General features: G+C 66.4%; 16 protein-coding genes and 1 pseudogene. 10 read left to right on the forward strand and 7 right to left on the reverse strand.

Annotation, left to right across the window (positions count from 1 at the left end; all coding sequences use genetic code 11):
- Window positions 1-50 precede the first annotated feature (50 nt).
- The gene (gene acnA, locus AB0B91_RS03210; protein WP_358314488.1) at window positions 51-2795 is read right to left on the reverse strand and encodes an aconitate hydratase AcnA; all 2745 of its coding nucleotides are present in this window, start codon (window positions 2793-2795) and stop codon (window positions 51-53) included.
- Window positions 2796-2941: 146 nt separating this feature from the next.
- A complete protein-coding gene (locus AB0B91_RS03215) occupies window positions 2942-3670 on the reverse strand; it encodes a metal-dependent hydrolase (protein ID WP_358314490.1) in 729 nt (242 codons plus the stop codon).
- A gap of 330 nt (window positions 3671-4000) precedes the next feature.
- On the opposite strand from AB0B91_RS03215, the gene AB0B91_RS03220 reads away from it, so the two are divergent.
- The 4 genes from AB0B91_RS03220 to AB0B91_RS03235 all read left to right on the forward strand — a co-directional run bounded on the left by AB0B91_RS03220 (window position 4001) and on the right by AB0B91_RS03235 (window position 7592).
- Window positions 4001-4726 carry a PadR family transcriptional regulator gene (locus AB0B91_RS03220; RefSeq protein WP_358314492.1) on the forward strand — a complete coding sequence of 242 codons (726 nt, stop codon included), beginning with the start codon at window positions 4001-4003 and terminating at the stop codon, window positions 4724-4726.
- 3 nt (window positions 4727-4729) lie between these two features.
- Window positions 4730-5266, forward strand: a complete 537-nt coding sequence (locus AB0B91_RS03225; protein ID WP_358314494.1) for a DUF1707 domain-containing protein — start codon at window positions 4730-4732, stop codon at window positions 5264-5266.
- An 80-nt stretch (window positions 5267-5346) separates the two neighbouring features.
- A complete protein-coding gene (locus tag AB0B91_RS03230) occupies window positions 5347-6231 on the forward strand; it encodes an alpha/beta hydrolase (protein WP_358314496.1) in 885 nt (294 codons plus the stop codon).
- The gene (locus AB0B91_RS03235; RefSeq protein WP_358314498.1) at window positions 6228-7592 is read left to right on the forward strand and encodes an MFS transporter; all 1365 of its coding nucleotides are present in this window, start codon (window positions 6228-6230) and stop codon (window positions 7590-7592) included. Before AB0B91_RS03230 ends, AB0B91_RS03235 begins: the two co-directional genes overlap by 4 nt.
- 19 nt (window positions 7593-7611) lie before the next feature.
- On the opposite strand, the gene AB0B91_RS03240 is transcribed toward AB0B91_RS03235, so the two are convergent.
- Entirely contained in the window at window positions 7612-8241 is a 630-nt protein-coding gene (locus AB0B91_RS03240; protein ID WP_358315690.1) for a response regulator transcription factor, read from the reverse strand.
- Between the two features lie 5 nt (window positions 8242-8246).
- Window positions 8247-9338: a histidine kinase gene (locus tag AB0B91_RS03245; RefSeq protein ID WP_358314527.1), complete on the reverse strand. Its 1092-nt coding sequence runs from the start codon at window positions 9336-9338 to the stop codon at window positions 8247-8249.
- A 101-nt stretch (window positions 9339-9439) separates the two neighbouring features.
- On the opposite strand from AB0B91_RS03245, the gene AB0B91_RS03250 reads away from it, so the two are divergent.
- Entirely contained in the window at window positions 9440-10804 is a 1365-nt protein-coding gene (locus AB0B91_RS03250; protein WP_358314530.1) for an alpha/beta fold hydrolase, read from the forward strand.
- Window positions 10805-10913: 109 nt separating this feature from the next.
- Window positions 10914-12044, forward strand: a complete 1131-nt coding sequence (locus AB0B91_RS03255) for a hypothetical protein (RefSeq protein ID WP_358314532.1) — start codon at window positions 10914-10916, stop codon at window positions 12042-12044.
- Between the two features lie 402 nt (window positions 12045-12446).
- On the opposite strand, the gene AB0B91_RS03260 is transcribed toward AB0B91_RS03255, so the two are convergent.
- A complete protein-coding gene (locus AB0B91_RS03260; RefSeq protein ID WP_358314535.1) occupies window positions 12447-12881 on the reverse strand; it encodes an ATP-binding protein in 435 nt (144 codons plus the stop codon).
- 222 nt (window positions 12882-13103) lie between these two features.
- Here AB0B91_RS03260 and AB0B91_RS03265 point away from each other — a divergent pair, with 222 nt between their 5' ends.
- The 3 genes from AB0B91_RS03265 (at window position 13104) to AB0B91_RS03275 (ending at window position 14954) form a co-directional block, all read left to right on the forward strand.
- Window positions 13104-13409 (forward strand): helix-turn-helix transcriptional regulator, encoded by a 306-nt coding sequence (locus AB0B91_RS03265; RefSeq protein ID WP_358314538.1) that lies wholly within the window; start codon window positions 13104-13106, stop codon window positions 13407-13409.
- A gap of 23 nt (window positions 13410-13432) precedes the next feature.
- Window positions 13433-14446 (forward strand): hypothetical protein, encoded by a 1014-nt coding sequence (locus tag AB0B91_RS03270; protein ID WP_358314540.1) that lies wholly within the window; start codon window positions 13433-13435, stop codon window positions 14444-14446.
- 133 nt (window positions 14447-14579) lie between these two features.
- Window positions 14580-14954 carry a hypothetical protein gene (locus tag AB0B91_RS03275; protein WP_358314543.1) on the forward strand — a complete coding sequence of 125 codons (375 nt, stop codon included), beginning with the start codon at window positions 14580-14582 and terminating at the stop codon, window positions 14952-14954.
- Window positions 14955-15006: 52 nt separating this feature from the next.
- On the opposite strand, the gene AB0B91_RS03280 is transcribed toward AB0B91_RS03275, so the two are convergent.
- Both AB0B91_RS03280 and AB0B91_RS03285 read right to left on the reverse strand, forming a co-directional pair.
- The gene (locus tag AB0B91_RS03280) at window positions 15007-15909 is read right to left on the reverse strand and encodes a hypothetical protein (protein WP_358314546.1); all 903 of its coding nucleotides are present in this window, start codon (window positions 15907-15909) and stop codon (window positions 15007-15009) included.
- A gap of 73 nt (window positions 15910-15982) precedes the next feature.
- Window positions 15983-21445, reverse strand: coding sequence for a LamG-like jellyroll fold domain-containing protein (locus AB0B91_RS03285; RefSeq protein ID WP_358314579.1), 5463 nt, complete (start codon window positions 21443-21445; stop codon window positions 15983-15985).
- Between the two features lie 476 nt (window positions 21446-21921).
- On the opposite strand from AB0B91_RS03285, the pseudogene AB0B91_RS03290 reads away from it, so the two are divergent.
- Window positions 21922-22089 (forward strand): annotated as a pseudogene (locus AB0B91_RS03290) (ATP-binding protein); the annotation flags it as partial.
- Between the last annotated feature and the right edge of the window lie 225 nt (window positions 22090-22314).

Here is a 22314-nt window from a genome sequence, read left to right on the forward strand (position 1 = left end):
GCGGAAGCGCGGGAGGTCTCAAACCCTCACGAGAAGCCTTACGGGAAGGCTCACGACTTCGCGAGGAGCGAGCGCAGGACGTACTGCATGATGCCGCCGTGCCGGTAGTAGTCGGCCTCGCCGGGCGTGTCGATGCGGACCACCGCGTCGAACTCCACCTCGCCCGCCTTGACGTGCACGGTCGCCGGGATGCCGCCCTTGTTGAGCTCCTCCACCCCGGTGATCTCGAACGTCTCCTCGCCGGTCAGCCCCAGCGCGTCGGCCGAGGCGCCCTCCGGGTACTGCAGCGGCAGCACGCCCATGCCGATCAGGTTGGAGCGGTGGATGCGCTCGTACGACTCCGCGATGACGGCGCGGACGCCGAGGAGCGCGGTGCCCTTGGCCGCCCAGTCGCGCGACGAGCCCGAGCCGTACTCCTTGCCCGCCAGCACCACCAGCGGCGTCCCGGCCGAGGCGTAGTTGACCGAGGCGTCGTAGATGAACGACACCGGCCCGTCGGCCTGGGTGAAGTCGCGGGTGTAGCCGCCCTCGGTGCCGGGTGCGATCTGGTTGCGCAGCCGGATGTTGGCGAACGTACCCCTGATCATCACCTCGTGGTTGCCGCGCCGCGAGCCGTAGGAGTTGAAGTCCTTGACCGCGACCTCGTGCGCCTGCAGGTACTGGGCGGCGGGAGTGCCGGCCTTGATGGAGCCGGCCGGTGAGATGTGGTCGGTGGTGACCGAGTCGCCCACCTTCACCAGCACGCGGGCGCCGGAGATGTCGGTGACGGGGTCGGGGGTCGAGGGCATGCCCTCGAAGTAGGGAGCCTTGCGTACGTACGTGGACGAAGGGTCCCACTCGAAGGTGTTGCCCGTGGGGATCGGCAGCGACGTCCAGTGGTCGTCGCCCTTGAACACGTCGGCGTAGTCCCGCTCGAACATGTCGCGCCCGATCGAGGAGTGGACCACGGAAGCGATCTCCTCGGGCGACGGCCAGATGTCGCGCAGGTAGACCGGCGAACCGTCGGCGCCGAGGCCGAGCGGCTCGGTGTCGAGGTCGAGGTCCATGGTCCCGGCCAGCGCGTACGCCACGACGAGCGGCGGCGAGGCCAGGTAGTTCATCTTGACGTCGGGGTTGATCCGGCCCTCGAAGTTACGGTTGCCGGACAGGACGGCCGTGACGGCGAGGTCGTTGGCCTGGATCGCGTCGGAGATCTCCGGCTGGAGCGGCCCGGAGTTGCCGATGCAGGTGGTGCAGCCGTAGCCGACGAGGTTGAAGCCGATCTTGTCGAGGTACGGCTGGAGCCCCGAACGCTCGAAGTAGCCCGTGACGACCTGCGAGCCGGGCGCCAGGGAGGTCTTGACCCACGGCTTGCGGGTCAGCCCCTTCTCGACGGCGTTGCGGGCCAGCAGGGCCGCGCCGAGCATGACGTACGGGTTGGAGGTGTTGGTGCACGAGGTGATCGCGGCGATGGAGACGATGCCGTGGTCGATCTCGAACGAGGTGCCGTCCTCCAGCGTCACCGCGACCGTCTTGTGCGGGCGGGAGCCGTTGGCGCGCGAGTTGGAGGCGGGCGCGTCGGAGGCGGGGAAGCTCTCCTCCACGGCCTCGTCGACGCCGTCGCCGTCGAAGTCGGTGACGTAGTTGCGCACGTCGCGGCGCCAGGTGTCCTTGGCGGCCGACAGGGCGATGCGGTCCTGCGGGCGCTTCGGGCCGGCGATGGACGGGACGACGGTGCCGAGGTCGAGCTCGATGTACTCGGAGAAGACCGGCTCGGGCGCCGACGGGTCGAGCCAGAGGCCCTGGGCCTTGGCGTAGGCCTCGACGAGCGCGATCTGCTCCTCGGAGCGGCCGGTCAGGCGCAGGTAGTCGACCGTCTGCCCGTCGATCGGGAAGATCGCGCAGGTGGAGCCGAACTCAGGGCTCATGTTGCCGATCGTGGCCCGGTCGGCCAGCGGCACGGAGGAGACGCCGTCGCCGTAGAACTCGACGAACTTGCCGACCACACCGTGCTTGCGCAGGATCTCGGTGACCGTCAGCACCAGGTCGGTGGCCGTGGCGCCGGCGGGCAGCTTGCCGTTGAGCTTGAAGCCGACCACGCGCGGGATCAGCATGGAGATCGGCTGGCCGAGCATCGCGGCCTCCGCCTCGATGCCGCCGACGCCCCAGCCGAGGACGCCGATGCCGTTCTCCATCGTGGTGTGGGAGTCGGTGCCGACGCAGGTGTCGGGGTATGCCTTGCCGTCACGGATCATGACCACGCGGGCCAGGTGCTCGATGTTGACCTGGTGGACGATGCCGGTGCCGGGCGGGACGACCTTGAACTCGTCGAACGCGGTCTGGCCCCAGCGCAGGAACTGGTAGCGCTCGTGGTTGCGCTCGTACTCGCGCTCGACGTTGCGCCGGAAGGCGTCGGGGTGACCGAAGTAGTCGACGATGACCGAGTGGTCGATCACCATCTCGGCGGGGGCCAGCGGGTTGATGCGGGCCGGATCGCCGCCCAGGTCGCGTACGGCCTCGCGCATCGTGGCCAGGTCGACGACACAGGGCACGCCGGTGAAGTCCTGCATGATGACGCGCGCCGGCGTGAACTGGATCTCCACACTCGGCGCCGCCTTGGGGTCCCAACTGCCCAGCGCACGGATGTGGTCGGCCGTGATGTTCGCGCCGTCCTCGGTACGGAGGAGGTTCTCCAGCAGGATCTTCAGGCTGAACGGGAGGCGGGCAGCGCCCTCGACGGCGTCCAGCCGGAAAATCTCGTACGACGCGTCGCCGACGCGTAGCGTGTCACGGCTGCCGAAGCTGTTCGCGGACACGGTGATTCGCCTCCTCCATAGACATTTGCTCAGTTGAATCCTGCCGCACCCCGGAAGCAGTAAGAACGTTAGGTGAACCTAACCCGCGGGGTCACACGGCGGATGTCTTGATATCAAGATATCTCGGAAAGTATCTCGACATCAAGTTAAACTGGCGCCAGCCGCCAGAACAGCAGGCCGAGGATGGCGACGGACAGCACGGGAGCCAGGATCTTCTGCTCGAACGTCTGGCCGGTCTTGATCCCGATCTTCCACGGCAGCACGAACCTGACCGACAGCGGCCACAGCACCGGGCAGCCCCGCTCGGTCATGCAGTCGCCCACGACGTGGATGAGACAGCCGATGGCCACGGCCAGGCCCAGCCAGGCGTAGCCGACCCCTTGCGACAGGAAGACGGCATAGAGCCCGGCGGTCAGGCCGACGTTGATCATCGCCGAGCCGAGTTTGTTGCCCGGGATGCCGATGCCGATGGCGCGCAACGCCAGTCCGATGAGCAGCACGACCATGATGTCGCGGCCGATCGGATAGGTGTTGGCCAGGAAGTGCGCCCCGAACCCGAGCGCCACCGCGAACGCCAGCGAATGCGTCGCCCCTCGGTGCCCACCGCTGGCCCAGTTGACGGCCTTGCTCAGCACCCAGGTGACCGGCCCGAACGTCTGCGCGATCGTCGCGCTCGGATGGTCCAGGTCGGGCAGCATGGCCGCGCCCGCGCAGACGATGGCTCCGGCGATGAACTCGGCCGGGGTGAGGGCGTTGGCCATGATCCCGGTCTCGATGAACCTGGTCGATTCGGTCACCATCGGAAGCGCGGCGAGCCCGGGCGCGAGTCCAAGCCAGGCGATGGCCCCGGTCATCGCATGCGAATGCCCCATCATGATCAAAACTGTACGGCAAAGTCGTTCTTTACGCGCGGAGACCCGCCTGGCACGCGCCTTGGCCCGATCGTCGCCTCGCGACTTTGCCAACCCCATACCGGGGCAACTTTCCCGGAAATGCAGACGAGGTCGTCTCCGCGGCGACAGCACCCCCCAGCCCTGCCGACGCGGAACGACCTCGTCTGCTCTGAACAACGACCCCCTCCCGTCTCGTGTTCCCGGAATTCGCAACTTTTTCGTGATCTGTCTCACTCTCCGATGCCGCTTGCGAACGACATATTGGCGATATATCTTTGAAGCATCGAGAACATTCGTTAGAAGGAGATTCACATGACTTCCGCACAAGCAGCAGGCAGATCGTGGCCCGAGCCGCGAGAGTTCCGGCGTGCCGCCCGCGAAGCGTTCAAGGCCGTGGCCGAGGCGTGGGAACAGGGCGGACACCATCACCACCACCGCGGCGGCCCGCACGAGGAGCGGCAGCGCGGCCGGGGGCGCGGCTTCCCGCCCGAGTTCGGGCGCGGGCCCTGGGGTCCGTGGGGTCCCGGCGGACCCGGAATGTTCGGGCACCGCGGCGGCTGGGGCGGCCGGGGTGGCCGGAAGGCCAAGCGGGGCGACGTACGCGCCGCGATCCTGGCACTCCTGTCCGAGGAGCCGCGTAACGGCTACCAGATCATCCAGGAGATCGCCGAGCGCAGCGAAGGCGGCTGGAAGCCCAGCCCCGGCGCCGTCTACCCGGCGCTCCAGCAGCTCACCGACGAGGGACTGGTCGTCGCCGAGGAGAACGAGGGCCGCAAGACCTTCCGCCTCACCGACACCGGCCTCGCCTACATCGAGGCGCACGCCGACGAGATCCGCGCGCCGTGGGACGAGATGCGTCCCGACATCGACGACAACACAGCGGACCTCTGGGACATCTCACGCCAGTCAGCATTCGCGATGATGCAGGTTTTGCAGACCGGGAGCGACGCACAAATCCGCGAAGCGCGTAAGACTCTGGTAGAGACCCGGCGCAAGCTCTACCAGATTCTGGCCGACGGCGACCCGGGCGAGGAGTAACGCATGACCGGCGCCACACTGGAAGGCCGGTTCGGGGAGAGCGAGGAACCAGTCATGGACCCCAACGATCTCCGCATCGGCGACGCCGAGCGCGAACAGACGATGGCCGACCTGCGCGAGCACTTCGCGCAGGGACGCCTTGACCGCGAAGAGCTGGACCAGCGCCTCGACCGGACGCTGGGCGCGCGCACCGCCCGCGAACTCGCGCAGGTCACCGCCGACCTCCCAGGCCAGCGGCGGCAGTACGACTATCGCGAGCCGCAGGGCGGCTTCCCGCCGGAGGCGTTCGACAAGGACGCCTGGCGGGCGGCGATGAAGGCGCACCGGCACCAGATGCACGCCATGCGTCACACGCAGCGCGACATGCGCCGGGGGTGGGGACGGCCGCACCGCGGGCCGGGGCCGTTCCTGCCGATCGTGTTCGGGTTGCTGATCGTGGGGCTCCTCTTCGGCGGGTTCGGCATCGTGAAGGTGCTGTTCTTCGTGTGGATCGGGGCGATGGTCTTCGGCATGATCCACCGGCACTCGCACCGCCGCTGACCCCTTAGCCCGATTTATGGGCATATATAGGTCCGATCGCCGCCGTCGGTCGGGGGCCGACGGTCGGCAGAATTCGGGCCATGTTTCAGCACCCGAACGGCCGCCACCACGAGGTCCGCGGCCACCGCCTCTGGGTGGAGCAGGACGGTGCGGGCCACCCCGTCGTTCTGCTGGCCGGGCTCGGCCCGGCCGGCTCGCACGTGGTCTTCCACCCGCACTTCGACGCGCTGGCCGCGGACCATCGGGGGATCTACGTCGACCTGCACGGCCGTGGCCGTTCCGACCACCCGGCCGACCTGGGCGAGATCACCTTCGCGGGCGACGTGGCCGACGTGGCCGCCCTGCTCGCCGAACTCGGCCCCGCGCACCTGTACGGCTTCTCCTACGGCGGCCTGATCGCCCAGGCCATCGCCCTGGACCACCCGCACCTGGTCACGACCCTCACCCTGGCCAACTCCCTGCACAGCCCGGAGATGTGGCAGCTCAACCACGCCAACATCAACCGCGAACTGGCCGCCCAGCTGCCCGAGACGTGGGAACGCATCCAGGCGCTGCGGCGCTCCGGCCTGCGTTCGACCGATGAGCCCGTGCGGGCGGAGTTCGCCACGGCGGCGCCGCTGATCAGGTTCTACGATCCCGCCAACGCCGCCCTCCTGGCCACCGAGCCGGGGGCGCGGAACGAGGCGCTTTATCCGCTTTTCTGTGGCTCTGACGTCGATTTCGTGATTGGTGGCCAGGTGCCGGTCATTCCGGACTTCCGGCCGCGGCTGAAGGAGATCGCCGTCCCGTTGATGGTGCTGGCCGGACGGTATGACCGGGCCCTGTATCCGGCGTTGCAGCTCGACTTCCAGCGGTTCGCCCCGCAGGCGCGCTTCGAGATGCTGGAGCGCAGCGGCTCTTTCGGCCATGTCGAGGAGCCTGGGACCGTACTGGGTCTGCTGCGCGATTTCTGGCGGTCGCTGTGAGCGTCGTGACCTCCGGCGCCACGACCTCGCCGCCGCCGGACCGGTCGGCCGGGCGGGACTTCGGGCTGCTGTGGGCGGGGCAGTCGCTGTCGCTGTTCGGGGACCAGTTCATGACCCTGGCCCTGCCATTGCTGGCCGTGACCGTCCTGGGCGCTTCCCCGGCGCAGGCCGCGTTGCTGCCGTTCGCCCTGTTCGTACCGTTCCTGCCGCTGGGCCTGCCTGCCGGGGCCATCGTCGATCGGCTGCCTCGCCGTACCGTCATGCTGGTCTGTGACGGTGTGCAGGTGCTGGCGTTCGGCGCGATCTGGGTGCTGGCCGCCGCCGGTGGGCTGACGTTCCCGCTGTTGTTCGCGCTGATCCTGGTGAGCGGGTGCGCGGTGGTGTTCTTCCAGGTCGCGTACACCTCCTACCTGCCCAGCCTGTACGACGAGGCGGACGCGCTGCATCGCGGCAACACGCGGCTGGCCTTGTCGGAGTCGGCCGCCAAGGCACTGGGCCCGATGGCGGCCGGGCCGGTCATCGCGGCGCTCGGGCTGGTCGGCGCGATCGCGGCCAACATGGCCAGCTTCGCCGCGTCACTCGCTTCTCTGGCGTTGATCCGCCACCGCGAGCCGGGCACCGCCGCCTTGGGCGTCGCACACGAGCCAGACGCCGCGCACACACCGGGCACCACAGACCCCGACGCCGCGCACAAGCCGGGCACGGCAACCCCGCGCGTCGCCCGCGAGCCCGGTTGGATGCGGCGCGACATCGCCGAGGGACTGCGGTTCGCGCTCCGGCATCCGATGCTCCGTCCCGTCCTGGTGTGCGGCACGACGTACGTCCTGTTCCTGTCCATGGTCGAGACGAGCCTGGTGCTCTACTGCCGCAACGTCCTCGGCCTGTCCCCCGGCTGGATCGGCGTGGTGATCGGCGCCGCCGCGGCGGGCTACCCGATCGGCAACCTGCTGTCGACCCGGCTGATCCGCCGTCTCGGCTCGCCGCGCACGCTCGTACTGGCCGCCTCGGTGTCCGTCCTGGGCATCGTCGCCATGCCCGCGCTCGGCTCCCTCGGCGGCCCGACCGGCGCGATCGGGCTGGTCGCGGGCAGCATCATCCACTGCGTCGGCGAGGGCGCCTTCAGCCCCACCTCCCTCACGATGCGCCAGGTCCTCACCCCGGCGGCCCTGCTGGGCCGGGTCGGGTCGGTGCAGCGGTTCCTGCTGTGGGGGGCCATCGCGCTCGGCAGCCTGCTGGCCGCCGGGGCGACCGCTCTGGGCGGGCTCGCCATGGCGGTGTGGATCGGCGCGCTGGGCACCGTACTGTGTCTGCCCGCCCTGCTCCAGCGCGGCATCCGCACGGCGATGACGTCCCACGCATGACCGCGTCACGACTCCTCTCCTACGACGGCGGTGTCGCGTCGCGGACCAGCAGGGCCGCCTGCACCCGGTTCGCGCACTTGAGCTTGGCGAACATACGGCTCACGTACGTCTTGACGGTCGCCTCGCTCATGTGGACCCGTCTGCCGACCTCGGCGTTGGACAGCCCCTCGGCCACCAGGGCGAGAATGTCCGACTCTCGGGCCGACAGGACGGCCAGCCGCCGGACGGCTTCGCGCCGGCGCTCGTCCTCGCCGGGCGAGACCATACCGATCACCTGCCGGGTCACCGCCGGTGACAGGTACGCCTCCCCGGCGTGGACAGCGCGCACCGCGCCGATCAACTCATCCGGCGTGCAGTTCTTCAGGAGAAAACCGGAAACACCCCGCTGAAGAGCCATGCGTACGTTGTCGTCGTCGCCGAAGGCCGTGAGCATCACCACACGCGGCCCGTCCAGTTGCGCGGCGGCGGCCAGGCCGTCCAGCACCGGCATGGTGATGTCGAGGACGGCCACGTCGACACGGTGGCGGCGGGCGAGTTCGACGGCCTCGCGCCCGTTCCGCGCGCTGGCCACGACCTCGATGTCGTCGGCCGATTCCAGGACGGTCCTGATGCCCGTGGTGATGAGCGGCTCGTCATCGGCGATCAGCACCCTGATCAAGCGACGACCTCCAGAGCGAGAGGCAGCATCGCGACCAGCCGGAACGTGTGCGGCTCGTCGTGGACCCGCAGCAGCCCGCCGGCCAGGCGGACTCGTTCCGCCAGCCCGGTGAGCCCGGTGCCGCCTGTGGGGCCGGTGCCGTCTGTGGAGGCCGCGTCGGCGGGACCGCGCGCCGAGCTGTTGACGCCGAGCAGCAGGGCGTCGGGCTGCCAGTCGAGCGAGACGGTGACGGGCGAGCCGGGAGCGTGCTTGGTGGCGTTCGTCAGGCCCTCCTGAACAACCCGGTAGGCGGCGTGGCCGGCGTCCGCGCCCCCGAGCGGGGCGGCCCTGCCGGAGCGTTCGAGCCGCACGGCGACACCGGCCCGCCGGAACTCCGTGACCAGCGCGTCGATCCCTTCCAGCCCGGGCAAGTCGATTCCCTCCAGGCCGGGCGAGTCGTCGCGGCGCAGGCGGCCCACCGCCACGTGCAGCTCGTCCATAGCCGCTCGTGCGGCGCCCGCGAGGTCGCGTACCACCTGCCGTTGGTCCGGCGGCAGCGAGGCGACCTCCAACGCCGCCGCCTGCACTGACACCAGACTGAGCGCCTGGCCCAGCGAGTCGTGCATGTCCCGCGCGATGCGCAGCCGCTCGCGCAGGCGTTCGCGTTCGGCGACGAGCTCGCGCTCGCGGCGCAGGTACGCATCCTGCCGGGTCAGGTAACGGCCGGCCATTACCGGCAGGACCACCAGCACCACGGCTCGGGCCAAGCCGGGCCACGGGTCGGGCCGCAACACGTCACGGTGCGCGATCATGAGCAGCAGTCCCACGTAGGCGACGACCACACCGATCGTCACGACCGCGTCCCGGCGTGCCAGCATGCGGCGCCCGGCCTGGTAACTCGTACAGACCAGCAGGGCCAGCGACGCGCCGGACACCACCGCCATCGGGATCGCCACCACGAACGCCACGAACGGCATCCGGGCACCCAGCACCATGACCAGCGCCGTCAGCACGGCGTACGCGACGAGCCCCCAACCGGTCGTCCCGTCCAGCCACAGCAGCGTCGCATCGGCGATCACCACAACGGTCCCGACAGCAAATCTGGACATACGCGTCACTTTACTGACGCCTCAACTCGCCAACCTTCGTGTACACGATCGACAACTTTCGCCGACAGACCGCGTGAGGGGCGCGATCCTAGCGTGGGGGCATGATCCAAACTCTCCTGGCGCTGGCCGTCGTGGCTCCGTCCCTTCCGGCCCAGGCGCCGCAGACCCTCCAGTGGCAGCCGTGTCCGGGAGCGGGGACGTCCGAGATGGTGTGCGCGGACCTTCCCGTCGCCTTGTCGAAGCAGAGCGACAGGAAGATCACCCTGAAAGTGGCCCGCCTCCCCGCCACCGGCACCAAGCGTGGGTCAGTACTGATCAACTTCGGCGGTCCGCAGGGCGACCAGATCGCGATAATGCGCTCCCGTCCGGAGATCTTCGCCAAGCTCCGCGAGTCGATGGACATCGTCACGTGGGACCCGCGCGGCTACCCCGGGCTCAGCACCCCGGTGCTCCAGTGTGACTGGAGCGTGCTGCGTACCCCACCGTTCCCTGATGACCAGGCTGGGTTCGAACGCCTCGTCGCGGAGAACCGCGCCAGGGCCACCAAGTGCCGCGACACCGACCCCGAGCTGTTCGACCACATGGACTCCGCCAGCGACGCCCGCGACACCGAAGCCATCCGAGTGGCGCTCGGCGAGGACCGGATGAACTTCATCGGCACCTCCTACGGAGGCACGATCGCGCAGGCGTACGCCAGACTGTTCCCGAGCAGGGTACGCACGCTGTACGTGGACGGCACCGGCGACCACAGCGCCCGCGACTGGGATCGGGAGCTCGACGCCATCGCCCGCGACAACGAGCGCCTCATGAAGCGGTTCCTCGACTGGGCGGAACCCGGCATGGAGGGCCGCTGGCAGGCGCTGGTCGCCAAGGCGGACAAGGAGCCGATCCCGGCTCCCCAGGTGAACGCCCGCTATGACGGGACGCAGTTGCAGGCGCTCATGTTCCAGAAGGTCAAGAGGGGCCCCGACCAGTGGGACGAGGTCGCGGCGGCCATCAAGGCCGCCGAAGGCGGTGACGCCTCCGGGTTCGCCGTTTCGAGCCGCTATCCGTACCCCGGATTGCAGGGTGGCGGCGTCAAGGAATGCCTCGACTTCCCCCGGCCCGTCACCCAGGCGCAGGTGGCGAGCACGGTCAAGCGGCTGCGCAAGATCGCTCCCAACACCGGCGCCGCGTTCCCGCTGGCGTGGCACGCGCCGATCACCTGCGCCGGCTGGCCGGCCCCGGTCGCCAACCCGCCGAAGCCGCTGCCCAAGAAGCTGCCGCCGATGCTGGGAGCGGGCACCTGGCTGGACTACGCGGCCACGAAACGGGTGGTGGACCAGGTTCCCGGCAGCCGGGTCATTCGGTTCGACGGTCCCGGGCACAACCTCTTCGGGGCGATGGCCAACCCATGCGTCATCGACCATGTCAGCCGGTACGTCCTCACCCGCGAGCTTCCACCGCGCGGGGTGAAGTGCTCCTGACCTTCAGGTATTCAACTGCGTGTAAGCAGAGAGTCAAACAACGGTCTGTAAAGTTGCGCCGTGTCCCTTTATGGTGTCGATCATCACTGATCCTCCGGAAAGGTATCGCATGCGGGTCGCCCACATACTGTTCGCGGCGCTGACGGCGTCGGTCCTGCTCTCCCTCCCGGCCCACGCGGCCGACCGGCCCTCGCGACTACCAACGGAGGTGTACGGCGGAGCGTGGCCGGCCGGTCACGTCCAGGGGATCGCCATCGACCAGAAGAAGGGGTACATGTACTTCTCCTTCACCAACCTCCTGGTCAAGACCGACCTCGCCGGCAAGCCGATCGGCTCCGTCACCGGTTTCACCGGCCACCTGGGCGACCTGGACTTCAACAGCCGCGACGGCCGCGTCTACGGCTCGCTGGAGTACAAGGCCGCCAAGTCGTTCTACATCGCCATCTTCGACGTGGACCGCATCACCAGCCTCGACATGAACGCCGAGACCTCCGACGTGGTGACGGCCGTGTACCTCAAGGACGTGGTGGACGACTACAGCGCCGACATGAACGGCGACGGCGTCTTCGACGGCGACACCGCCGCTACTCCGGATCATCGCTATGGCTGTAGCGGCATCGACGGCGTCGCCTTCGGCCCCGCGTTCGGCAAGCGGGGCGGCGCCGACAAGCTGACGGTCGCGTACGGCATCTACGCCAACGCCGACCGCCAGGACAACGACTACCAGGTCATCCTTCAGTACGACATCAGGCAGTGGCGTAAGTACGAGCGCCCGCTGACCCAGGCCGACCCGCACACCTCGGGGCCTGAAAAGTCCGACGGCAAGTACTTCGTGCGGACCGGGAACACGACGTATGGCGTGCAGAACCTGGAGTATGACGGGTTCACTGGGAATTGGTTCATGGCTGCCTATAAGGGCATCAAGCCGACCTTCCCGAACTACTCGTTCTTCATGATCGACGGCGCCAAGCGTCCTGTTCAGGGGCCGATCGAGGGTCAGCCGCAGGCGGAGCAGGGGGCGACGCTGTCTCTCGTTCGGCGCGGTCTGCACGATGACGCGACGGACGTGTGGGGGTGGGAGTACGGCGGGCAGTACGGTCTGGCGTCTCTTGACGACGGGCGCTACTACGTGTCCCAGCAGGGGACGGTCGTGGAGGACGGGGTGACCAAGCAGACGGCTCTCGCCCAGCTCCACCGGTGGACGGGGCAGGCTCCGGCGCCGTTCGAGCGGGTCGAGTAGTCGCGGGCCGGCCCTGTCACCGTCCGACGTACAACCGGTCGTTCTTCGGCCACAGGGCCGCCTCGTCTTCTCAGCGTAGAAGGCCGAGCAGCATGGCGTTCCACTGCGCGTTCGCCTGACGGGCATTCCATCGGTCGCTTTCGTCGACGATCCGCTTGTTCAGCTCGTTTCGGGTGCGTCGGATGAAGCGCTGGCCCCCGCCTGGCACAGTTCGTAGAAGGGGCTGCTGCACTCGCAGGTCCACGCAACGACGCGCACGCCTGGGCTGTGGTCACGCGATGCGTTCCACGCCAGTCGCTCGACATGCGACTGTACGGGGGACGTATGCGGGCTAATGCAGTGAGGAGGAAACCACGCTTGATCAATCGTCCAGGACACTCCTGTGCACCTCATTTCGCGCCCTCACGTCCTTGCCGCACCGGCGGACGTGCCGTTCTTGGTGGACATCTCCGCCCACACCACCCGTCGCCGGTAGCCCTCATCGCGTACGCCCCATCCGACCGCGACCGCCGCCACCAGCCACAGGCCCCGCCCGCCACACTCGCCGACGTCGGCGTTACGCACCTCGGGAACGGTCACCGCCGCCCCTTCGTCGATCACCTCGATGTAGGCCGTCGCGGCATCCAGGGAGGTGACCTCCACCGTGACGAACCCGCCAGGCTCGCCGGATGCGGTGTGCGCCACGGCGTTTGTGATCAGCTCACTGACCACCAGCTGGACATCGTCCACGTCCTCATGCCCGGCGACCCTCAGCACTTCGCCCACACACCGGCGAGCCACCGACACCGAACGCTTCACTCCCGGCAATACGATCTCGGCCAGGAACAGCCCGTTCATTGGGCAACCTCCAAGATTCGATCGGGCGCGTTCACGTCCCACAGGAAACTCCCGACCGGCCTGCTGTGGAAGACCGCTCAGCGTGAACACAGAGCCCTGTCAAGTCCCCTCCGGTCCCCTGCTACTCCCTGAAGGTCGCCGCCATGGTGACGATCTGCTGACCGCCGCCCAACCGAGCGTTATCATGGCGCCAGGGCCAGGCCAGGTCTTCCAGGAGGCGCTGTGGACGTCGCACATCACCGCCTGACGCAGGCTCGGCAGCTACGCGGCTGGTCGCAAAGGGACCTCGCCGAGCAGGTGCTCGATGCAGGCGGTCGCGAGCACGTGAACGTGGCGACCAGCAAGAAGACGGTCTCGCGCTGGGAGCACGGCCAAGTGCCCGACATCGTCACGCAGGAACTCCTCGTCAAGGTGTTCAATCTCCCTGAAGGCGAACACCTGCTGGCTCCGTGGCCGCTGTGGCTACCCGCTCCCGACATTCCCGAGCTGTACTATCCCTGGACCCCCAGGGGTCGGTGGAAGTCCTAGCTGATTCGCTGAGGAGCGGACGTATGGACCGTCGCGGCTTCGTCATCTTGTCCGGCGTCACCTTGACCACGCTTCTCCACGACTGGCTGATCACCGAACCCGAGATTGTCCACGCCGTTACCGGGTCCGGCCGCCGCGTCAGCACCGCGATGATCAGCCGCATTGATGAACGCGTCGCTGACCTGCAACGCGCCGATGACACTCTGGGCGGCGGCGACCTGATCGGTGAAGCCGAGGCCCACCTGTCGCTGGTCACCCGCTTGCTGAGCGAGAACTCCTACACCCAGGCCCAAGGCATCCGCCTTAACGCCCAAGCAGCCGACTTGGCACGAATGGCCGGCTGGATGCGCTTCGACGCCGGCCAGCACGCCGCCGCGCAACGCTACTTCCACGCCGCCCTGCGCTCCGCTCACACCAGCGGTGACCGTCTACTGGGCGCGAATATCCTCGCCTTCGCCGCCATCCAGCAGTACTCCGTGGGCAACCCCCACGAGGCCGACAGCATGATCCGCACGGCTCAAGCCGCGGTACGCGGACGCGGTACCTCGATCGTCGATGCGATGCTGCACGCCCGCCAAGCCAGAGCGCTAGCCAAGGCGGGCGATGCCCGCCGCTGTTACCACGCTCTGAACCAGGCCGTTGACTGCCTGAACGAAGGCACCGGCGACGACGACCCGCCTTGGACATACTGGGTCAATCGGGCTGAAGTGGACATGCTGACGGGGTCGTGCATGCTCGACCTAGGCGACCCTGCCAGAGCACAGCAGAAATTCACCGAAGCTGACGCCGGATACGGCCCAGGCTACGTACGCGACCACTCTCTCTACCTCACCCGGATGGCCACAGCCCAACTGCAGCAGAAAGACCTCGACCGGGCCTGCGACTCCGCCGGACAGGCCCTGAGCTTGACGGAGCACATCAGCTCCACGCGCAGTACCGACCACATCCGCGACTTCGTTGAACTGCTGGCCCCTTACAGGACGGAGCCAGCAGCTCGCAGCTTCCTGGACCGCGCTCGCACCTTGCTCAGCGTTTGACCACTCCCTGCGATTGAACAGTTACTAGAGTAAGCAACCGTCCGGCTGCGCAGCTGGACCCGCAGGAGGGATGCGCGCTCAGGGGAGCACGGTGATTAGTATTGCCTACCCGGCCCCACGCGGTGCCCGAATCGTGGGCGCTTCGCTGAAGATGACCACGGGGGCCGGTGGACTGATAGGCGCGGCCGGAGTGCCGCTGCTGCGGCTGCCGGCAGAGCGTTCCGGGCTGCGGATCCGGTTATCGAAGGCCCTGGCCAAGGCGAGGATCAAGAAGGGCGACAAGTTCCGCACCGACACCCAGGCGCCACCAGCCCGCCGACCCGATCAGCCGCCACCCGCCGACCCGGGCATGATCCCTCTCACCATCCCCGAGATCAAGCGCCTGTTCAACGCCGCGACACCGACAACACCCTCACTGCCACACACCGCCCACTGGTCAGCCTGGCGACGCCGCCACCAAGCCCGAGCCCGCCGGTTCCACAAACGCGCCCGCCTGGCAACCACATAAACCCAGCTCAGCTAATGAATGGCGACTGCCGTACTAGTTAGTAGTCTTCTGATTAGCCGATGGCCCGTGTTTCAACAATGCGTATCGTGCGAACTGCGGGAATGTCCAACATCTCCAACAGTCGGGGTTTGGGATAGCCGTTCGTGAGTAAACCATAAGCACGCCCTTCCCGTGCAGCATCGCGCAATCGGTTGATATCTAGATCCAATTGCGCCAGGCCGATCCCATCCAGCCAAGAGAGTCGGGACACCCATCGGCGATACAGCTCGAGACTGGATTTCTGCTCGCATTCGGCGCTACGATAAATCGTGCAAGGTCGCCAGAAGATGGGCTTCCTCATTCCCTCTTGCAGGCCAGAGAGGAACAGAAATGAAGTATCAGTCTTTGTGTCTATAGAGCCTGCGAATGTCGTGCTCAGCTTCCACTCATCCAAAGGATTGGCTAGCTCGATTATCGCGGTCGAGAAACTATTGTCCGGCAGATTTGTGAGCTCGCGACGCGCTTGCATCTTCACGACCTCATCCGCACCTTGCCCGCCTCTAAACGACTGGAGCATTCCCGTCATTTTCGTGTTCGGAGGCAGTGATTTGCTAAGGGATCTAAGAGCGTTCATGCTTACCGAGCCATGAAGGAATTCAGTCTTCGATCCGCCATATTCGTCACCCCAAAATTCAAGGCGCGTTGAGATTGGATCGATTGACGCGTCTGAGGCGAGCAGCCATTGCTCTGGATGTGCCACTTGAACGGCGCCGCCATACACCTCGCGAAAACGCTCGGGATCATCGGCGAGAAAATGAATGATCTCGACTAGGGAGATGATACTCGCCGCCATCAGGGCTATGAGGCGCACCATCCGCCGCGATGTCATGGCTGGCCTTTCCGTAAGGTTAGAAATTTGCAGCAGGGATGGCTGGGGAGTATGGTCAGCCCACATTCCCCAGCCATCCCGCATCATCTAGTCAAGCGCGCGTCCGAGCATGCTCGTGCCGGTGGACTCTAACGAGGCCGCGCGATACACCGTCCCGGACTTATCCCCTGGCTCCGTCGTCGTAGTTATAGGGCCACCCGGTACGAGCCCACCAGAATTTCCCGCTGAGCTCGTTGATCGAAATCACCTTGGGTCGACTGGTGCAGTCTGACGGTTTGGTGGCGTCAGCCTTGCACAGGGCGAGAACATTGAGCGTTCCTTTCACTGTGTGCTTGACACCGGTAAACCCGTCGCAGAACCAATTTCCGCAGGTGAGGGAGAACGGCTTAACAGGCTCTGGGAGGATCCGCCTGACGCTGGTTGGTGCGTCGTATGAGAGGGTGCCGGTTGTGTCGCTTGGTGTGATGCCCAACCCCGGAGGCCACGTGATTGAAGGAGGGAAGAGAGGTGACCTGAATGTCAAGCTCGTCTCGACCTTGAGCTGAAGATTGTCGAGGATCAGCTTGTCGACCTTGCTCTTGCCGAACGATCCTGATGGTTTTACCTCTGTGTATACGCTCCATTCCTTGACGACAAAAGGAATCCCGGGGTTCGAATCTTCGTATTGCCATCTGAGGACTCCGCCGGCCTCAAACGAGAGTCCCTTCGTGAGGTAGTTCCAGCCGAACATATCGGACCTGCAGGTCATATTAGCGACGCAGAACCTGCGGGCACTCCATCCCTCCGGTCCGGTCGGTCCGGTACCTCCCTGGTTTGCACCTCCCGAGCCTTCACACACCTCACGTTCGCTGCCGTCCGGGTCAACGAACCCAGCACAGCGGTCATAGCCGTCCGTGGAATCCTGATACTTCGGCATCGGAGCCTGAATTTCGGTCATGTTGCCGCACCGGTCGAACACGTGAATCGAGATGGTCGACTCGATCGGCTCGACAACACCCAGCGTACTGGCCCCCGACTGTCGTGAACCCCCCTCTGGCGAGGTTTGCTTCCAAGTTCGCATGACGGTGGCGACAACGTGAACGGATCCCCCCGCACCGGGCCGGACGACGACGTCGTTGAGCGTGACGCTGGATTCGCTGCGCGTCTCTTCGGCTCGCTCCATGCTGGCGGCGTACTGCACCAGGGCCGCATTAAGCAGCGACAACTTCGCCGTATTCGGATCTTGAGGCGCACCCCCCGGCGCGTCCCAAATCGTGGCGACCCGCCCCTCCAGCACGGCATCCTGCGCCTGGTAGTACGCTTTTACACGGTCAATATACGCCTGCGCCCCTGACTCTTCGACGGAGGCCTTCGACTGCGGCTGCTCACCATCAAGAAATGGGATGCACGGGTTGGTCGCGTCCTTGACCGGTGGGGGCGGCACGGCCTTCGGCGTGACCGTCGCCGCCTCCCAATCGCTCTCCCCGAACGCGGTCTTTGCACGCACCTTCACCGTGTAAGCTCCGCCGTTCGTCAGCCCGGCGATCGTCACGTATGGGTCTTTGACGTCGAGTGTCTTGACGACAGTGCCAGCGCTGTTGGTGACTTCGACGTCGTAGCCATCCAGCATCGCGACACTGCCATTGGATTCCGGCAGTCCCCAGCTGGCGACAGCGCTGGAGTCCCCAGCCTGCGTGCGGAGGTTGAGCACCTTGCTGGGTGGTCTCGCCGGTAGATAGGTGAGCGCCAGCGACGGCTGTTCAGCCGCTGCCGCCTCGCCGAGAGTGATGATCTCATTCTTGTTGGTGGTAAGTAGCAGCCACCGGAATGCGTCGTCAGCGATGTTTGCTTTCGGATCGCCGATCGGCAGCGAGAAGTTGCCGCTGGTGTCAGCGTCGCCCGGCAGATCCGAGCCCTTGCTGTCGCCAGTGACTGGGCTCTTCAATGGCGTCGCGGTGATGACGGCATCCGTCGGGCAGGTGCCCGCTGGGCAGGTTGGCGTGCCGAGCTTGAGTATCCCTTCGGATATAGCTGCGCCGTCGGGGAGCTCTTCGAGTTTGAACCCGATGACGGCGGCTGTCTTGTCAGTGCCGGTGCTACCGAGCCGCATCACCGTACCGTCGGTCACCGTACACGGCTGTCCGCTGCAGGCGGTGGGGTCAGTCTTGGCGGTCTTGATGACGAAGCTGTCCTTGCCCAGCGTCAGATGCCGGACGTCCTCCACTGGGTCGGCAGGGGGTGTGCCGGGAGTGGTGAAGCTGACGGGGGCGGTCTTGGAGGTGCAGACCTCAGTGAGGGTGTCGTCCGCTGCGACGGTGGCAGAGGTGGCCGATCGGTTGGCAATGGCCGGGGACGCCGTACCACCGAGGGGGGTGTTCATGTCGGTGGTGATTTCGGCGGTGGTTTGGGCGCGGTTGTAGATGCGGACGTCGTCGATGGCGCCCTTGAAGTATTCGCCGTAAGCGGTGTCGCCACCGAGGTGGAGTGCGCCGCCGTCGTCGAGGATGGTGCCGGTGAGGGGGTTTTGACCGATTTGCGTGCCGTTGCGGTAGAGGCGGGCTGTGGTGCCGTCATAGGTGACGGCGAGATGGGCCCAGGTGTTGAGGGTCAGGCCGCTGGTTCCGACTACCGACGGGGCACCGTCATCGGTGATGAACCAGCCCACGGGAGCGGCGCCGTTGGTCGCGTATAGGCCGTAGGACAGGTCGCCGATGGTGTCGTAATCCTTGGCGATGACGGCTCGCCATCCGTCGAGGGCGCTGGGTTTGACCCATGCCGACAGGGTCAGCGAGTTGGTCATCCGCAGTGAGGGAGAGTCATTAATGGCGACCCAGCTGGAGATGCCGTTGAAGGACAGGGCCTGACCGTATTTGCCCGCCACCCAGCTGGTGCCGCTGGCGGTGCCGTTGGCGGTGCCGGTCGCATCGGCAATGGCGGTGCCGGCACCCTCGTTCATGCCATAAGCAGCCACCAGTCCCGTGGGCGATGGCGTAGGTGTCGGGGTTGGCGTAGGCGTGGGAGTCGGAGTTGGGGTGGTGGGATCGGTGCCGGAGCCGCCGTCTTGCGGGCCGGTAACACAGGCACTCATTTGCCACTTGTAGGTACTGCCCGCTTGCACGGTGTTGGCCGAAACCTGGAAGGAGGCGCGTTCGCCGCCGTTGACCGTGCGGCTGCCGAGCGGGGCAGAACCGACCGGCAGGCCGTTGTTGTCATAGAGGTAGTACTTGGCTGTGACCGGTCCGCCAGAGGGCCGGTTGACCATGCCGGACAAGATCGGCTGGGTCGGGTCGGCCATGCCGGTTTCGGTGTCGGACGGCAGCATGGGCGCGTCCGAGGTGATCCGGTAGGCCGGGCTCTCGTTGCACGACGGCGGGACGACGCCGCTGCGGCACGCCTTGACCACGAACTTAAAGCTGGCCGGGTTGTCCAAGGTGAAGACCTTGTCCAGCACCTGGCCTGAGGGGATGTCGTTGTGCGTGGTGGTACCAGGCACGCCTACCAGCGTCCGGACTTCATCCGCCGTCAGCACCCGCTGATAGATGTGGACGTCGTCCACCGATCCGTCGAGATTCTTGGCGAGTACCCGGCCACGGCCGATCTCGAACGGGCCGCGTGCGTTCCAGTCCAGGGAGTAGGGCCGTTCGCCGGACAGTACCCCGTCCACGTACAGCCGGATCTTGTGCGCGGCCTGGTCGTACTGCGCCGCGACATGTGTCCACTCACCGATTTTCGCCAGCCCGCTGGAGGGGACTCCTCGCTCTTGGATCGTGGTCGGGTCATCCTTGGCGATGGTCGTGAACCACCAGTGCTGGTCAACATCTGACAGCCCCGAAGTCGCATAGTTCAGTGCGAAAGCGGGTTGGTTGACTCCCATCTGCGAAAACACGGTCTGGTCGGTTGCGCTGCTGTTGAGCCGCACCCAGGCTGCCACGGTGAAGCTTTGGTCGGTGTTGAGGACCGGCTGGCTGGTGGCGGCCTTTCCGCCGTTGGTGAGCTTCACGGCCTGGCCGAGCTGCCCAGTCACGCGGCTGTAGCTGCCGCTCAGAGTTGCGTTCCGGCTGTTGCCGGAGGAGTCGGTGGCGGAAGCGCCGGAGGCCTCATCGAACTTCCAGTAGGCCGCCTCCTGGCCCGGCAGTTGAGCGGCCGGAGGCGTCATGGTGGAGTCGTTGACCGTGACGGTGTAGTTCAGGTTGGTGGCTTCGGGGACCTTGGAGCTGTAGGACACCTTGACGTTGGTGCTGCGTGCGATGGCGTCGTTGCCGCTCATGGAGTCGATTGATTCGGCGGCGACGGTGGGGATCTCCGGCGGGAGCACCCAGTCCACGCTTAGCTTGGGCACGTTCTGGTTGAACATCAACGGCCAGAACAGGAAGTCCTCGATGAAGTTCTTGGGGACAGGGCTTTCCGAGGTCAGGCTCAGCATCAGGCCGTTGTTGGCGGCGCCCGAGGCCCACTGCTGGGTCATGCTGGTCAGGTCCCAGCTCCACACCGAGCCGGTCGTGCGCGGCAGAGCACAGGGGTCGATGGTGGACCGGCCCTCCGGCGTGGTGGTGGGCTGGTTACCCCAGAAGGTTTTGTCCGCCACCCACGGCGTGGTGATGCGTTGAGCGACGATCCCTTGAAAGGCGCTGCAGTTGGTGGCGTCCGAGCGCAGCATCAGCTGCATGGTGGATTTGACCACCTGCCGCCCGGTGATCGAGGCGGTGTCGAAGGCCATCAGTGCGCGGGTGATCCGATCGCTTCCGTCCACTTGCATTCGGCGGACGAACCCCGGTCCCGACTGGAGGCTGGGGGAACTGATCCCGACCTCCTGGCTCACCCCGAGCGTGGTCGTGGGGTCCACGGTGACGGGATACTGAGTGTCCGGGTCGGCCAGCCACGCGGTGTCCGGCTTGAGCACCAGTACGGTCGACTCGTCCTTCGTCTCGACCGTGGTCTCGATCTTGGCCTGGCGGCCCGGGTGCTCAGCGCTCGGCTTGTCGGTCGCCGCGTCCCACATCAGCGGCGTCGGAGCCGACGCTACCTGCTTGCCTTTGGCGACCGTCAGCGAGAGGCCACCCGATTTGGTCGTCTTGAGGGCCAGCCCACGTGCCTGCACCGGAATGCGGAACTCCACCGCTCCAGCCGGCCGTTCGCGTAACACGATGTCGTGCCGGAATCCGGTCGGCAGGGCGGTTACCACCAGGTCCGCCGACGGTCCGGCCGCTCCTACGTACGTGGCCACGTTGCCCTTGATCTGAGGGTGTGGCAACGCCGTCGGCCAGGACAGCCCGAACGAACGGTCCCTGCCCAGCTTCATGGTCGCGAAAGGCTGCGTGCCACCAGCCGACAGGCGCACGCCGCCCTTGGCCCGCTTGGGTCGCAGCACCCCGTTCTGCTCGACCAGAGAGGTGTCGATCCACGCCCACGAACCGTCGCCCTGCTTGAGCTGAGCCGGGCCGGAATACGACTCCGTCGCCAGATGCCCGTCCGGGTAGGCCCACGTACGTGATGTCTCGGTGAATGCGGACTCAACGGGGATAGTCTGGTTGCGCTGCTTCGCCTCCTGGAGCGCGGCACGCAGTGGGGCGTCCGGATCGTCAGGACGTGGGAAGACGGTCTTCGTCGAGCCGGGAGCGCTCCCAGTCGGCTCGGGGTCGGCCATGGCCGACGTAACCGTTCCCGCTACCAGTAGCGATGCTGCCACCGTGAGCACCGTCGCCAGAGCGATTTGCCGGGGTGGTTTCCCACCCAACCTCGTTGTACGTCGTAATTCGTTCACTAACACCCTCAATCAGGCGTGAGTTGGCATGACACAAGATCAATATCCTTGACCAACAAAGCTGACAAGAGTGAGATAGATCACTCAAAATTCGAACACATTATCTGTAACGCCTGGAGCCCCAGCACGATGGGGTGCGCCCGATAAGAGCAAGATCCAGCCCTGACGAGCGACAACACCACCGGCCCCAACACCCCTGGCACGCCAACAGGATGGTTTCGGCCTCGCACATAGAGCCGCCCCCGCAGGGCCTGATCTTTATATTTGCCTTACAGCGCCAATGCACAACCACGATCAGATCCCGGTTACAGCACGACGCAAGAGAGGCGGGATGAGAAGTGCGCGCCTCCTCGACCACCGTGATCTCGAAGAGGTACGAGAAGAGTTCGATCTTGCTGACAAGCAAGAAGGCCTTCAGCGAGTGGGGCCGGGGCTTCGGCGACGAGGTCCTGGCCACCGCCATCCTTGACCGCCTGCCGCACCACTGCGAAGTCATCGCCACCAACGGAACGCAAAGCTGTATCTGACGGTCACGCTGGCATCTGACGGTCCGGTGGATGGGCTCTATCTCCACCCTGAGCATCGTCGACGTCTACGTCGGTCCGCCGTCGAAGGAGTCCATGATGCGTAGTGATCCATGCCGCAGCGTCCAGTGGAATACACCGCCTAATCCTGCGGACATTCCTCGCATTTCATCATCAACTGGCCTTGGGGCCGACGTTGACGCGAGCTGGCCGCAGCCTGCGGCGCGA

It is taken from the genome of Nonomuraea sp. NPDC049141, assembly GCF_040648415.1.
Taxonomy (GTDB): Bacteria; Actinomycetota; Actinomycetes; order Streptosporangiales; family Streptosporangiaceae; genus Nonomuraea.